General features: G+C 31.2%; 15 protein-coding genes and 3 pseudogenes. 10 read left to right on the forward strand and 8 right to left on the reverse strand.

What is annotated here, in order from left to right:
- Positions 1 to 167 precede the first annotated feature (167 nt).
- From trxA to Q0929_RS01925, 3 genes are read left to right on the forward strand one after another with little or no spacing between them, the layout of a single operon-like run.
- A complete protein-coding gene (trxA, locus tag Q0929_RS01915) occupies positions 168 to 977 on the forward strand; it encodes a thioredoxin (protein WP_299237909.1) in 810 nt (269 codons plus the stop codon).
- Complete coding sequence (locus Q0929_RS01920; protein ID WP_299237910.1) at positions 977 to 1,588, forward strand: outer membrane lipoprotein carrier protein LolA; 612 nt, start codon at positions 977 to 979, stop codon at positions 1,586 to 1,588. The genes trxA and Q0929_RS01920 overlap by 1 nt, the downstream gene beginning before the upstream one ends.
- A gap of 10 nt (positions 1,589 to 1,598) precedes the next feature.
- Positions 1,599 to 2,039 (forward strand): hypothetical protein, encoded by a 441-nt coding sequence (locus Q0929_RS01925; RefSeq protein WP_299237911.1) that lies wholly within the window; start codon positions 1,599 to 1,601, stop codon positions 2,037 to 2,039.
- Positions 2,040 to 2,142: 103 nt separating this feature from the next.
- Here the strand turns inward: Q0929_RS01925 and Q0929_RS01930 are convergent.
- A pseudogene (locus Q0929_RS01930) lies at positions 2,143 to 2,426 on the reverse strand (hypothetical protein); the annotation flags it as partial.
- Positions 2,427 to 2,767: 341 nt separating this feature from the next.
- Between Q0929_RS01930 and Q0929_RS01935 the strand changes: the two are divergent.
- Positions 2,768 to 2,980, forward strand: a complete 213-nt coding sequence (locus Q0929_RS01935; protein WP_299237912.1) for a hypothetical protein — start codon at positions 2,768 to 2,770, stop codon at positions 2,978 to 2,980.
- Positions 2,981 to 2,982: 2 nt separating this feature from the next.
- On the opposite strand, the gene dtd is transcribed toward Q0929_RS01935, so the two are convergent.
- Genes dtd through Q0929_RS01950 form a run of 3 tightly spaced genes read right to left on the reverse strand, consistent with a single transcriptional unit; the run spans position 2,983 to position 4,872 of the window.
- Positions 2,983 to 3,426 (reverse strand): D-aminoacyl-tRNA deacylase, encoded by a 444-nt coding sequence (gene dtd, locus Q0929_RS01940; RefSeq protein ID WP_299237913.1) that lies wholly within the window; start codon positions 3,424 to 3,426, stop codon positions 2,983 to 2,985.
- Complete coding sequence (locus Q0929_RS01945; RefSeq protein ID WP_299237914.1) at positions 3,423 to 4,010, reverse strand: TetR/AcrR family transcriptional regulator; 588 nt, start codon at positions 4,008 to 4,010, stop codon at positions 3,423 to 3,425. The genes dtd and Q0929_RS01945 overlap by 4 nt, the downstream gene beginning before the upstream one ends.
- A gap of 10 nt (positions 4,011 to 4,020) precedes the next feature.
- Positions 4,021 to 4,872: a DHHA1 domain-containing protein gene (locus Q0929_RS01950; RefSeq protein ID WP_299237915.1), complete on the reverse strand. Its 852-nt coding sequence runs from the start codon at positions 4,870 to 4,872 to the stop codon at positions 4,021 to 4,023.
- 552 nt (positions 4,873 to 5,424) lie between these two features.
- Here Q0929_RS01950 and Q0929_RS01955 point away from each other — a divergent pair.
- The 5 genes and pseudogenes from Q0929_RS01955 to Q0929_RS01975 all read left to right on the forward strand — a co-directional run.
- Positions 5,425 to 5,702, forward strand: a pseudogene (locus Q0929_RS01955) (transposase); the annotation flags it as partial.
- A 389-nt stretch (positions 5,703 to 6,091) separates the two neighbouring features.
- A complete protein-coding gene (locus tag Q0929_RS01960) occupies positions 6,092 to 6,433 on the forward strand; it encodes a DUF2173 family protein (protein ID WP_299237916.1) in 342 nt (113 codons plus the stop codon).
- Positions 6,434 to 6,449: 16 nt separating this feature from the next.
- Positions 6,450 to 6,776 (forward strand): DUF2173 family protein, encoded by a 327-nt coding sequence (locus Q0929_RS01965; RefSeq protein WP_299237917.1) that lies wholly within the window; start codon positions 6,450 to 6,452, stop codon positions 6,774 to 6,776.
- Between the two features lie 55 nt (positions 6,777 to 6,831).
- Positions 6,832 to 7,212, forward strand: a complete 381-nt coding sequence (locus Q0929_RS01970; protein WP_007545658.1) for an SCP2 sterol-binding domain-containing protein — start codon at positions 6,832 to 6,834, stop codon at positions 7,210 to 7,212.
- Entirely contained in the window at positions 7,212 to 8,810 is a 1,599-nt protein-coding gene (locus Q0929_RS01975) for a sigma 54-interacting transcriptional regulator (RefSeq protein WP_299237918.1), read from the forward strand. Before Q0929_RS01970 ends, Q0929_RS01975 begins: the two co-directional genes overlap by 1 nt.
- Here Q0929_RS01975 and Q0929_RS01980 read toward each other — a convergent pair whose 3' ends face one another.
- Positions 8,811 to 9,935 carry a KamA family radical SAM protein gene (locus Q0929_RS01980; protein ID WP_299237919.1) on the reverse strand — a complete coding sequence of 375 codons (1,125 nt, stop codon included), beginning with the start codon at positions 9,933 to 9,935 and terminating at the stop codon, positions 8,811 to 8,813.
- 116 nt (positions 9,936 to 10,051) lie between these two features.
- Positions 10,052 to 10,156: a hypothetical protein gene (locus tag Q0929_RS01985; RefSeq protein ID WP_299237922.1), complete on the reverse strand. Its 105-nt coding sequence runs from the start codon at positions 10,154 to 10,156 to the stop codon at positions 10,052 to 10,054.
- 142 nt (positions 10,157 to 10,298) lie between these two features.
- Between Q0929_RS01985 and Q0929_RS01990 the strand changes: the two are divergent.
- A pseudogene (locus Q0929_RS01990) lies at positions 10,299 to 10,601 on the forward strand (transposase); the annotation flags it as partial.
- 167 nt (positions 10,602 to 10,768) lie between these two features.
- Here the strand turns inward: Q0929_RS01990 and Q0929_RS01995 are convergent.
- Positions 10,769 to 11,512, reverse strand: coding sequence for a methyltransferase (locus Q0929_RS01995; RefSeq protein ID WP_299237920.1), 744 nt, complete (start codon positions 11,510 to 11,512; stop codon positions 10,769 to 10,771).
- Entirely contained in the window at positions 11,509 to 13,335 is a 1,827-nt protein-coding gene (gene typA, locus Q0929_RS02000) for a translational GTPase TypA (RefSeq protein ID WP_299237921.1), read from the reverse strand. Before typA ends, Q0929_RS01995 begins: the two co-directional genes overlap by 4 nt.
- Positions 13,336 to 13,506: the final 171 nt, after the last annotated feature.

Here is a 13,506-nt window from a genome sequence, read left to right on the forward strand (position 1 = left end):
AAGAATCTCATACTTTTACTGAACTTCTCACCCAGAAGTATACAATATTCTGTAAATAGTAGTAAAAAGATAAAACAAAATTGTATTGAAAGAAAAGTTAAAGAGATTTATAATTTATAATATAAATGAATTTTAGTAAGTTAAACTAAATGTAGGAGGTTAGAAGGATGATAATAGACGTAAACTCTGAAAATTTCTCAGAAATATTAGAAAAATCTTATGATAATGTTGTGGTTATAGACTTTTGGGCGCCTTGGTGTGGTCCATGCAGAGCTTTAAAACCAATCTTAGAAAAACTTTCAGGAGAGTTTGGCTTTATTTTAGCAAAAGTTAATACAGATGAAAATCCGGATATTGCACAAGAGTTTGGAGTTCATGGAATACCGGATGTTAGAATAATAAAAGATGGAAAAGTAGTTGATAAATTCGTTGGAGCATTGCCGGAGAGTCAAGTAAGAAAAATAATCAGTAAATATGTTAAATCACCAGCAGATAAAGTTATTGAAGAAGCAAACATGCTTATTTTGGCAGGCAACAGAGAAGGAGCGTATGATTTATACAAAAGAGCAATTTCTGAATATCCAGATAACAAAAAGTTAATCCTTGAAGCAGCAAAATTCTTTATTAAACTAAACAAGCTTGAAGATGCAGAAAATTTATTAAACAAAATAAAAGAGTATGACAAAGAGTACTTTACACAAGCTCAAGCATTAAAGGAATTTATAGAACTTAAAAAAGAATGTGAAAATACAAATTTACAAACAGAACTTGATAAAATGTTTGCCCAAGCATCATGCTATGCAGTTGAAGAAAATTATGAAGAAGCATTAAAATTATTTTTAGAAATAGTTAAGAAAGATAGAAATTATAAAAACGATGGTGCAAGAAAAGCTATGGTTTCTATATTCACACTACTTGGAGAATCTAACCCACTTACAAAAGAGTACAGAAAAAAACTTGCAATGTGGCTATATTAATGAAAAAGATAGCTTTATTTTTGATACTCTTTATTGTTAATTTTTCTTTTGCAAAGGACATAGTAGAAGAACTTCAGAAAAAATTTAGTGAGATAAAAGGATTTCAGGCAGACATTACACAAAAAACTTATCAATCTGGGTTTTCCAGCCCGGATATTTTTTATGGAAAAGTATTAGCTGTAAAACCGGATAAAATCAAAATAGAGTATATAAAGCCATATAAACAGATTATTTATCTAAATGGTACCAAAGTAGCTTTATACTCTGTAGAAGAAAATCAGGCTGTTATAACATCAACAGATAACAGTGTTTTAATAACAGAAGTTTTAGAAATGATTATCAAAAACAAACCTATCAAGTCTACCTTTAATGCGTTAGAAACCAAAGAAACCAATGATACATACAAAATATCTTTAAAACCAAAAAACAACACAGAAGTTAAAAAATTAGAACTGACAATAGATAAATCCAATCTATCATTAACTAAACTTTCAGCACAGGATACAGACAACAACATTATTGAAATAGAGTTTGAAAAATTTAAATATTTATCCAATCCGGTAAATATAAATTTCAACTTTCCAAAGAATGTTAAGATTTTAAACAACTAAGGAGATTACAATGCTTAAAAAAGTCTCAATATCTTTAATTATAGTTCTGACAGCATTAACTATCTTTTTTTATTTATATGGAAATCTAAAGTTTGCTGTTATGTTTGGTTTAATAGATATAACAGTTATTGTTTTTTCTATTCTCGTATGGTTTAACGATAAGTATTACAACGAGCAAATATCAGAGAGAATAGTATCATTTCCATCAAAAGAAATGATAAAAGATATTCTAAAAAAGCAGTCAAACATGCTTAGGTTTGATAAATTCGAAGAAGTAGAAAATGGGTACAAAATTTACAAAGGAAAACATTTAGTTGTAGAAGCTATTTTTGAAAAAGATAAAAATGGTAATATCTTGGTAGTTGACGGAAGATATGTAGTTAAAATAAAAGCTCCGGAGTATGTTCTGCATAATATTGACAATGAAATATGGAGTCACATAGGCAAGTAAAGTGATAGATGAAAAGCTAAGAGATAAAAGACAAGAGCGAAAATCGCTATAGACTTAACAAAACTGAATGCTTTATTTTTATTCTAAGAGTTTGCTTTATCTATATAGTAGGGATAAGTTCAATGTCCAAGATTTTTTACACTTATTGAATCATAACCTTCATCAGCTATAAAAAGTATTTCTTTAATAAAATCTACTTTGTTTACAAATATCTCCATAGACAAAACCTGTAGCATTTGCTATGTAGCACTATCCTGTTTTTTCCAGCAATAGTTTTAAAGCCAAGATATTTAAGTTCTTGAAGAACTTCTCTATAAGAATATTGTTTTAGTGTTTGATATAGAAATATAGCTAAATTTTAAAAAATCTTTTTGTAAGCTTATAGATTTACCTGAAAGACATTCCTGTTTTTCTCATGTAAACATTCCATTTTTTGATTTTGTGTATTTAATTTTAACTGAGAAAATAATTTTGGAACAGTCTCCTATATCTACTGAGGCTGTTCCAAAAATCCACATCGTCATTCTGAGCGAAGCGAAGAATCTCCTATTTTTCTTTTCAAGTCAAAAAATCAAATTATAAAATTCTTCAAACTTACGTCATAAGGATGACGGATAAGGGCAAACTTGTAAAAATTTTGGAATACTCTCCCTGTATCTACTTGAAAAATCTTACTATTTATCTTATTATTATTGGCAAGAACCATTAAATAAAGATTGGAGATAAAGATGGTTGACCCTTCAGCATTTAGCCAAATGGAAAAAGAAGCCACTAATGTATTAATAAAAATTCTTATTCCTTTATGGATTATTCTTTCGGTAGCTGTAACTATTTGGAGTTATAAATCTACGAGAGCAAAAGTTTTTTGGAAGAATCTATATAGAAGTGTATTTCCACCAAGAGAAAGTAAAGGCGAGAAAAAACCTTGGTTTAGAAGATAGGTTCATAACTGTTTTGAATCAAGAATAAATGTTACAGGTCCATCGTTTAAAATATAAACTTTCATATCAGCACCAAAAACGCCTGTTTGAACTTTCACATATTTAGAAAACTCTTCTACAAATTTTTCGTATAAAGCCTTAGCTTTATCCGGTTTGGCAGCATATTCAAAAGATGGTCTTCTTCCTTTCCTTAAATTAGCAAGAAGCGTAAACTGAGAAATAATAAGAGCTTCTCCGTTGACATCAAGAAGGGAATAATTCATCTTTTTATTCTCATCTTCAAACATTCTCAAATTAACAATTTTATTAACTAATTTATTTACATCTTCTTCTGTGTCATCTTCGGCTACCCCAAGAAGTATATTAACTCCTTTTCTTATCTCTCCTACAACCTTACCGTCTACTTCAACGCTTGACTTTATAACTCTTTGAACTACTGCAATCATTTTTTAATAATTCCATAGAATAATTCTGAGATTAACTGATCTGGGTCTTTGATTATTGGTCCTTCTCTTCTTTCCATTACATATGCAAAAACTTTTGCCTGTATTAGTCCTACAAAAAGCATTGCTGTTTCAGATGGGTCTATATCTTCTCTAACAAATCCTTCTTCTTGTCCTTTTTTAATAACCTCAGAAAGCTTCTTTTTGTAATCTTCAACAAATTTATGAAGTATATCAAAAAACTTTTTATTTCCGGACCTGCTAAATTCGAAGCATAAAACAGGAACAGCTCCTTTTGTTTCTTCCAATACTCTTATATGTTCTCTCATTACTTGTTTTAAAGTTTCTTCTACAGAAAGTCCTAATTCTTTTGCTCTGTCAACGCTTTGAGAACACCGAGATATATATCTGTTGATAATTTCTACTACTATAGCGTCTAAGGAAGGAAAATGTTTATAGATGGCTGCATCGGTAATACCTATTTTATTGGCAATATTTTTTGCTGTAAAGCGTTTTAATCCTTCATGGATTATTATTTCAGCACCTGCTAATATTATTTTTTCTCTTGTAGATAACTCTTCTACCATAAAATTCCTCCTACATCATAATCATGCTGCAAAATTCGTTAATGTTTACAGACGCACCAGCAGCATTTCTATGACCGCCACCATTTAGTAATTTTGCAAGGTCTAAAGCCGACGGATTATGACTGTCAAGACTTCTAAAACTTAATTTCACATAATCGCCGTTGATTGAAAAAAGACAAACAGCTTCATTATACATAGTAGCTAATAAATTTCCAATTTCAGACTGAAATAAACCAGTGTTGTATGCTCTTACTTTATAATTTCCTATTTTTATAAATAGGTCTTTGGCTTTTTCTACAAAGGTGTTGATTAAATAAGTTGTATACTGATTTATTATTTTACCTTTTTCTATAATTTCTGTAATATCTTTATCTAAAAGCTCTTTTACCTCTTCTGGTTTGTTGGTAAATAGAAATAGATAATCATTAACATATTTTGTTGTATCTCCATACTGCCATTTCCATATATCTTTATCTTCTACATATTTTATTATTTCTGGCGGCTCAGTATTAAATAGATAATGCCAAGTCAAAGATGCTCCTGATTTGTCATTGTCAAATACAAATTCAAATTTTGGGTCTTTTATCTCTTCTAATATGTTTTTCATGCTAATATGATGGTCTAAATTTATTACTTTCGTGGCTTTTTCTAAAACTTTGTTTAAATATTCTGGTTTTAATGCAAAGTCTACAATATAGACTATTGTATCTTCATCTATCTGCCCAAGTATTTGCTCAAAATCCTCATCTTTGAAGTTATGTTCTATTGGAATAACGGTTGCATCCGGAAATTTTTTTAGTATCACTGCCGCCGCCGTAGTTCCATCTGTACAATTTTTATGATAGAGTCCGATAATTTTCATATTCAAAACCTCCTACAATATTTTAAGTTAATAATTGCTAACTGTAAAGATAAAATATGCATTTTTAAATATTTTATATTTTAGCTTTAAACCTCGGGTGATAAATTAGCGGTTTTTATAGAATTTAAAAAAAGATCCTTGGGATTTCGTCCTCAAGATGACGAAGAAAACTTAATCGAAGAAAGCTTAATAATCGTATATTGAACCAGAGACAACCCTATTTGTCATTCTACAGCCGGCTAAGAATCTCACGTTTTTAACGAATTTCTTACCCGACGTATGAATTTAGTAGAATTACTACAGGTAGCATCATCAGAAGAAAAAGCAGAGGAATTTTTAAGAGAATGGAGTGTTAGAAAAGACAGTATTCTTAAAGATTTAAAAACTCCATTCTCTAAATTTATATTGGCTGTAAAACTATTCATCCTTGAAGCTGCTGCTCATAAAGCACATAAAGAGCTTGATTTAGCTTACAATACTACGCACAAAATCTACATAAAACTTAGACAGTGTATATACAAATTTGTCTCAAAAGATGAGCAGCTTTTATCAGGAGAAGTAGAAATGGATGAAAGCTATTTTGGAGGAAAAAGGAAAGGCTATAGAGGAAGAGGAGCAAAGAATAAAATTTCTGTGTTTAGAATTCTTGAAAGAAATGGAAAAGTCAAAGTTGAGATAGTAAAGGATGTATCTGCTGAAAGAGGCTACTAAAATTTCATGGTGTAAGTAAGGATAATTTTATTTACTATCTAAAAGAGCTTGAATTTAGGTATAACCTTAGGGATAATATTGATGATAGTTTGTATAAATGTTTAGGTGGAATAAATTGATGAATTACCTAAAATAAAAACGTTAAATATTTTTAATTAACACAAAACACACAGCTTGAGTGAGAAACTGTTAATTTTCATAGAATTTTAATAAGGAGTTCCTTAACTTTATTTGCTGGATGACAATGAGAATAAAAATCTATCAATTTGAAGCCGGTAAAAATCTCATACTTTTATTGAATTTCTAATTCTGCTTGCATCATTCAAAATAATCTGCACCTATCAACCTATTGCAACATACTATGCAACATTTTTAAAGCATGCAACAGTTTTTGCAACATCTTAGTCAAGGCTTATTTCATAATTAATATCATTTTATCAAATACTTAATGTGATTGGCATGAAAATTTCTATATATAATTTTGAATATTTTTTAGGAGGTGTTAGTTATGGCAATTTTATCAAAGTTGCACGAGTTAATGTCGTTGCCTGGAGCAGTTGCAGCAGGAGAATTTTCTGAAGATGGAAGACTTTTGTCCTACACTGGGGACATTTCAGAAAAGGCTGCAGAAATAGCTGCATTGATGGCTGCAGCTAACAGAGCTATGGGAAACATGCAAGCTAAAGGTTGGAGCGCGTATACAGGTAAAGAAGGATTTTATCCTGTTCAAGGTTTTGCAGTAGCGGGTGGAAAATATGCTGCATGCATCATGGGAAATGTCGGAGTTTTTGTTGAGCTTTCAAAAGCTGACTTTGACAAAACTTTTGAAGTTTTAAGCAAGTACGTTTAATTAGGAGGTGGGTAAAATGGCAGACCTAAAAAATTTAATGTCAATCAAAGGTGTTTTTGCAGCAGGCGAATTTAATCCAGATGGCACACTTGTAGCTTACGAAGGAGATATAACTGAAGAAGAGGCAGCAATGGCAGCTGCAATGTGTGCAGCAAACAACGCAATGGCAAAAATGCAAACAGACGGATACACTGCATTTTCTGGCCAAGAATGGACTCCATTACATGGCTGGGCATTGACAGGTCCTAAATATTCAGTTTGTGTTGCAGGTAATGTTGGTGTATTCGTTAAAAACGATGAAGTTTCATTTAAGGAAGTTTTTAAAGCCCTTCTTTCTAAGTAATTAATTAACCCATGCCGGGAGTTTCTCCCGGCTAAAAAATCAAAGGAGTAGAAAAATGGCAAAATTCTTATCTGAAGAATGGATACAATTATACAAAGATGAATGGAATAAAAATGATAAGCTTGTTAATGATTTGAAAGGGTTTACTGCGTCTATAAAGTATTTTATAGAAGGAAAGGAAGATGAAGCTGTTGAGCTTATAGTTGAAAATGGAGTTGCAAAATCTGCCGGAAAAGCTGATAATAAAAAATATGATTTTGAGATGTGGGCAACATACGATAACTGGAAAATTTTAGCCAAAGGTGAAATGGGACCAAAGGCTGCAATGCTTACTAAAAAATTAAAATTTAAAGGCTCTATGATTACAGCCATGAAATACATGGGACCTTTTGAAGAAAGCTTAAGAATGATGGGTAGAGTTCCTACAGAGTGGTGATGATGGATTTAGACCTGCTTGATAATTTATCAACTGGTGTAATATTTGTTGATAAAAATAAAGAAATAAAATACGTAAACAAAACTGCAAAAGATATTTTGAATATAAAAGAAGGTCAGTCTTGTAAAAACTTAAAAGTGTTTGATATCTGTGAAAAATGTCCAATAGATTATTATAATAAACATTCAACATTCCCAGAATTTGAAGATTTTAATATAACTTTAAGCTGCTGTTCTAAAAAAGTTTGTTACAGTTTTAAACCTGTTTTTGAAAATGGAGAGTTTGTTGGAATAATTGAAGAGATTAGAGATTCAACAAAAGTTAATCAGTATATAGAAATCATAAAAAGAGAAAAAGAATTTAGTCATTTAATCTTAGATTCTGTAATTGACGCTATTATCGTTGTTGATAATCAAGGGAAAATAATAAATTACAATCAAAACGCAAAAAATCTACTATGCAGAGAAGTAGATATTAAAGGAATGGATTTAAGTTTGCTTATAAAAAAGGATTTAAAAGAGCTTCCTTCTTCAAGAGAAGACATTGTCATTGAAACACCTGCATACGGTAAGATAAAAGTTTCAGCTATATTTACAAGGTTAAAAAGTGGCGAGGGGAGCATATTCTCATTTTATGTCGTTCCAGACTGTATGCTGTCGCAAGAAGCTGCAAGTAATAAATCCAGACTTATCACTAAAAGTAGTTTAATGACATATGTTTTAGATATTGCTAAAACTGTTGCCGATACAACCGCAAACGTTCTATTGGAAGGAGAATCCGGAACCGGTAAAAATGTTCTTGCGAAATATATTCACAATCAGTCTTCAAGAAGAGATAAGCCTTTTGTAAAGATAAACTGTGCTGCAATACCTGATAATCTATTAGAAAGTGAACTTTTTGGGTACGTTAAAGGTGCTTTTACAGGTGCAGTAAAGGACAAGCCTGGAAAAGTAGAGCTTGCTGATGGTGGGACTTTATTTTTAGATGAAATAGGAGAGTTGCCTATATATTTACAATCAAAACTTTTACATCTAATTCAAGATAAAGAATTTGAAAGACTTGGAGACACAAAAACAAGAAAGGTTGATGTTAGAATCATTGCTGCAACGAACAAAGACCTAAGCCAGCTTGTGAAGGAAGGTAAATTTAGAGAAGATCTGTATTACAGGCTGAAAGTAATTTCAATAAAAGTTCCAGCACTAAGAGAAAGAAAGGAAGATATTCCGTTTTTGATAAATTACTTCATAGATTTATATTCAAAGCAGTACAATAAACATATAAAAGGTATATCTCCGGAAGCAGTAAGGCTACTTCTTGATTATGACTATCCGGGTAATATCAGAGAGTTAGAAAATATCATAGAACGGGCTGTAATTTTAGCAAAAGGGAAGCTTATAGAAGTTTCAGAACTTCCGGATGAGGTAGTATACAATACGAAGATTTTAACGCAAAATAATCTTGATGAAGAGATTGATGAAAAACAAAAAATATTAAGAGTATTAGAAAGTGTAAACTGGAATAAAAGTAAAGCTGCAAAAATTTTAAATATAGATAGGGTTACTTTATGGAGAAAATTAAAAAAGTACGGGTTAGTATAATCAAATTTTAACTTTTACAGTTTTATTTTCATAGTTTCTAAAAACTATATAATCCTCATTTTTTTCAATTATGTAATTTGGAAGGACGGGAACTTTACCAAATCCACCTAAAAGGTCAACGGCAAAGGTTGGTATTCCAAGTCCTGACAATCTTCCTCTTAAATATTCCATGATTTCTAAACCAACTTCTAACGGAGTTCTAAAATGATACACTCCTTTTGTTGGGTCGCATTGAAAAAGATAGTATGGTTTTATTTTTGCTTTAAGTAAATCTCTCATAAGATTTTCTATTGTTTCTTTACTATCGTTGATTCCTTTTAGTAAAACGGTTTGATTTAAAACAGGTGTTCCTGTTGATAGAATGTTTTTTACAGCTTTCTTTGTTTCTGATGTTATTTCATTTGGATGGTTAAAATGTGTAATAAGCCAAACTTTATCGTATTTTTCAAATAGTTGTAATAGTTTTTCATCGTAGAATCTATAAGGATTTACAACAAGCTCTCTGCTTCCTATTCTTATAATATCAATATGTGATATCTCATAAAGATTTTTGAGAATATATTCTATCTTTTTATTTGGGAGGGTTAGGGGGTCACCGCCAGATATCAAGACTTCTTTTATAGATTTATTATTTCTTATGTATTCAAACATGGCATCATATTCTTCTTTTGTCCTTGCTCTTTCATCTTCTAAGAACATTCTTTTTCTCATACAGTGTCTGCAGTAAACACTACAAAAGTTTGTAGCTCTAAATAAAACTCTGTCAGGGTATCTATGGGTTAAACCGGGTACAGGAGATTTAACATCTTCTAAAAATGGGTCTAAAAAGGCTCCTTCTTGATATTTTTCATCTATTTCTTTTATGTCCGGTAGAATTTGCTTTAATATTGGGTCGTTCTCATCCTTTGGATTGATAAGCGATATATAATAAGGAGTGGTTCCAAAATGAAATATTTGTGATATTTTCAAGAAATCTTCTTCATTTTTAATCGGTATGATTTGTTTTAACTCATTTAATGAAGTAATTCTATTGGCTATTTGCCACTTCCAGTCTTGCCACTGCTCCTTTGAGATATTTTTATAAAGATGTATCTTTTGCCAGAAATTTTCTTCTAAATTTTGCAACTTTACTCCGTTTTAAGAGGTATTTGTAAAAAGTTTATTTTATCATGATTAGATAACAGAGTGTATAGCCTTAGGAGACTGTTACAACATAACGCTCAGATGACGGAAATGTAAGCCTACAAGAATTTTGGAACACTCCTGTAATCTTTGTTGACTCTTTTGTAGGGGTCAGGTAGTATTTGTGGTCTAAACCTACCCTTTCCATCTCTTGGGACATTTATGTTAAGGTTGTTATACCGTTTGGGAAAAGTTCTTTTACTAATTTCTCGGTAGAGCTGTCTAATATTTTTTCAAAGTATTCTTTCTTATCCATTATCATTCCTCCTTATAATTTTATTAGACATAACATTATTTTAACTTCCTAAGAGTGTAAAAGATATATCGAGTTTTATAGGAATTAATCCAAGTCCATATGAAAGTGCAGCATGTGTAAAGAAAAGTGGCAAGATAAAGAAAATGGGAAATCCATATGCAAGAAAGATACTATACATGGCAGCATTATCAGCAATAAGGTTTAACAAATACTGTAGAGAATTATACGAAAGATTAGTAAGTAAAGGTAAAGCTAAAAAATTAGCATTAGTGGCTGTAGCACATAAGTTACTAAGGCAGGCATATGGTGTATTAAAGAATAGAAAACCATTTGATGAAAATTTTTGTACTTGACATTTAACATAGAACATTCTGAAGTCGGCGAAGAATCTCATATTTTTCTTTTCAAGTCAAAAAATCAAAAAAGAGATACTTGGACTTAGTCCTCAGGACAACACGAAAAGGTAAGCTTACGAGAATTTTGGAACACTCTTCATTAATCTTTGCAATTTATTATTGTTTTAAAATCCATTTTCTAATAAATTCCAAACGTAATCAGTATATTTTTTTTCCTTAGGATTTTCATAGATAATTAAAGGTGCTTCTACAATTTCTCCGCCTTCTTTTGCGTTCTTTGATGCTTCTACTAAAAAATGAGTAGCTTTTTCATTGATTGATGGATGAATAAATCTATAACGTTTTGGCTGAATATTATATTTTTTTAAAAGCGATACGGTTTCTGAAAATCTTTCTGTAATGTTTATTAGATAAAGCTTTCCTTTATTTTTAATAAGATACCAGCTTCCATGGATAAAATCTTCCAGCTTAGCTAAAGCTTCGCTTCTTGCTATCTTTTCTTGAATATTTTTATAATTACCCTCTTTAAAATACGGTGGATTAATTACTACATAATCAAAATACTGATGAGTATAAATCTTTTTTACATCTTTAACATTTCCAAGTGCTACTTGAACATTAACGTTGTTAGCTTGAAAATTTCTTTTGGCAATATCAAATAAATCTTCCTGAACTTCTAAAGCATAAAGTTTAAGATTTTTATATTTAAGACTAATTAGAATTGGTATGATACCGCTTCCCGTTCCTATGTCTATGATTTTTCCGGATGATTTTATGTTTAAAAAATCAACAAGAAGAAGGCTATCAATATTAAACCTATAGCCTTCCTTTTTTTGAATAATTCTTATCTTTCCTCTAATAAAAGGTGAGATATCTTCATCTTCTTTTATTAGAATTTCTTGATTCACTTTCTTTTGTTTGCTTCTAAAATTTTCTTTCTTATTCTTATAGCATCCGGCGTTACTTCTATAAGCTCATCTTCATTAATCCATTCCATGGCTCTTTCAAAGTCCATCTTTTTAGCAGGGATGATTTTAATGTTTTCATCAGAGCCAGAAGCTCTCATGTTAGTTAATTTCTTTTCTCTTGTTACGTTTACATCAAGGTCATTATCTCTACTGTGTTCTCCTACAATCATGCCTTCGTAAACTTCTGTGCCTGGGTCTATAAAGAAAACTCCTCTATCTTGTAATCCAAAGATTGCGTATGGTGTTGCTACACCTTTTCTATCAGCTATTAATGCTCCGTTTTGTCTTGTTTTAATCTCTCCCTGCCATTCTTCCCAGCCTTCAAAGATTGTATTGATTAATCCTTCACCTCTTGTATCTGTTTTAAACTCTGACCTGTATCCAATCAGTCCTCTTGATGGAACGATAAATTCAAGCCTTACCCTTCCAAATCCATGATTGATCATATTTATCATTTTGCCTTTTCTTGAACCAAGCTTTTGCGTAACTGTTCCTACGTACTCTTCTGGAATATCTATTAAAACCCTTTCTACCGGCTCTAATTTTTTACCATTTTCTTCTTTTACTATAACTTCCGGTTTTGATACTTGAAACTCATAACCTTCCCTTCTCATCATTTCAGCCAATATAGATAGCTGTAATTCTCCTCTACCCATTACTAAGAATGAGTCTGGATTTTCTGTGTCAGATACTCTTATAGCAACATTAGTTAATGTCTCTTTGTACAATCTATCTCTCAAATGTCTTGATGTTAAAAATTTTCCGCTTCTTCCTGCAAATGGAGAATCGTTTACTGAGAATACCATTGATATTGTAGGCTCTTCTACTGTTATTGGAGGAAGTCCTACAGGATTTTCAGCGTCAGCTATAGTTTCTCCGATGGTTATATCTTCAAGTCCTGCTATTGCTACTATATCTCCTGCTTTTGCTTCTTTTGTCTCTACTCTTTTAAGTCCTTCGTAAGTATATAATGCTCTTACAGTTCCTTTAATGATTGTTCCATCTTTTTTTACCACTGACACTTGTTGATTCACTTTTACAGAACCGTTAAAAATTCTTCCAATTGCCAACCTTCCGACAAAGTTGTCATAATCTAAGGATGTAATCAAAAATTGTAATCCCATGTCCGGGTCATAAGATGGTGCCGGTATATACTCTATGATTTTATCAAACAATGGTTTTAAATCTTTTGAACCATCTTCAAGGTTTTCTTTTGCGATTCCGTCTCTTGCTATTGTGTAAAGAATTGGAAATTCAAGCTGCTCTTCTGTTGCGTCTAAATCTATAAATAAATCATAAACTTCATTTATCACTTCTTGAATTCTTGCATCTGGTCTATCTATTTTGTTTATAACAACGATAGGTGTTAAATTAGATTCTAACGCTTTTCTTAAAACAAATCTTGTCTGTGGAAGTGGTCCTTCTGATGCATCAACAAGAAGTATTACACCATCAACCATTTTTAATGTTCTTTCTACCTCTCCGCCAAAATCAGCGTGTCCTGGAGTATCAACGATGTTGATTTTATAGTTTTTATATCTTATAGCTGTATTTTTTGTCATAATTGTGATGCCACGCTCTCTTTCTAAGTCAATATTATCCATAACTCTTTCTGCTACTTCTTCATTTTCTCTAAAAGTACCACTTTGTTTAAGCAGTGCGTCTACAAGCGTTGTTTTTCCATGGTCTACGTGGGCAATGATAGCAATATTCCTAATATCTTCCCTAACTGCTTTTGGTGCTTTTTTATCTTCTAATAACATTTTTTCTCCTTGTGAAATTTAAAAATAAAACTTATAATTATATCATACTTTGGGTGAGAAATTCAAATATAAATAAAACATCTAAAAAAACTCCTTGGTGGCAGTTAAAATTGTAATAGCAAAAATTCCACCAAGGAGGTAAAAATGCAAAACTCTAATCTTTATTTTACA

The organism is Sulfurihydrogenibium sp. (assembly GCF_028276765.1).
Taxonomy (GTDB): Bacteria; Aquificota; Aquificia; order Aquificales; family Hydrogenothermaceae; genus Sulfurihydrogenibium.

What these genes read in the sequence shown, in the direction of transcription:
- trxA (WP_299237909.1), top strand. Translation starts at nt 168, where the DNA reads ATGATAATAGACGTAAACTCTGAAAATTTCTCAGAAATATTAGAAAAA.
- Q0929_RS01920 (WP_299237910.1), top strand. Translation starts at nt 977, where the DNA reads ATGAAAAAGATAGCTTTATTTTTGATACTCTTTATTGTTAATTTTTCT.
- Q0929_RS01925 (WP_299237911.1), top strand. Translation starts at nt 1,599, where the DNA reads ATGCTTAAAAAAGTCTCAATATCTTTAATTATAGTTCTGACAGCATTA.
- Q0929_RS01935 (WP_299237912.1), top strand. Translation starts at nt 2,768, where the DNA reads ATGGTTGACCCTTCAGCATTTAGCCAAATGGAAAAAGAAGCCACTAAT.
- dtd (WP_299237913.1), bottom strand. Translation starts at nt 3,426, where the DNA reads ATGATTGCAGTAGTTCAAAGAGTTATAAAGTCAAGCGTTGAAGTAGAC.
- Q0929_RS01945 (WP_299237914.1), bottom strand. Translation starts at nt 4,010, where the DNA reads ATGGTAGAAGAGTTATCTACAAGAGAAAAAATAATATTAGCAGGTGCT.
- Q0929_RS01950 (WP_299237915.1), bottom strand. Translation starts at nt 4,872, where the DNA reads ATGAAAATTATCGGACTCTATCATAAAAATTGTACAGATGGAACTACG.
- Q0929_RS01960 (WP_299237916.1), top strand. Translation starts at nt 6,092, where the DNA reads ATGGCAATTTTATCAAAGTTGCACGAGTTAATGTCGTTGCCTGGAGCA.
- Q0929_RS01965 (WP_299237917.1), top strand. Translation starts at nt 6,450, where the DNA reads ATGGCAGACCTAAAAAATTTAATGTCAATCAAAGGTGTTTTTGCAGCA.
- Q0929_RS01970 (WP_007545658.1), top strand. Translation starts at nt 6,832, where the DNA reads ATGGCAAAATTCTTATCTGAAGAATGGATACAATTATACAAAGATGAA.
- Q0929_RS01975 (WP_299237918.1), top strand. Translation starts at nt 7,212, where the DNA reads ATGATGGATTTAGACCTGCTTGATAATTTATCAACTGGTGTAATATTT.
- typA (WP_299237921.1), bottom strand. Translation starts at nt 13,335, where the DNA reads ATGTTATTAGAAGATAAAAAAGCACCAAAAGCAGTTAGGGAAGATATT.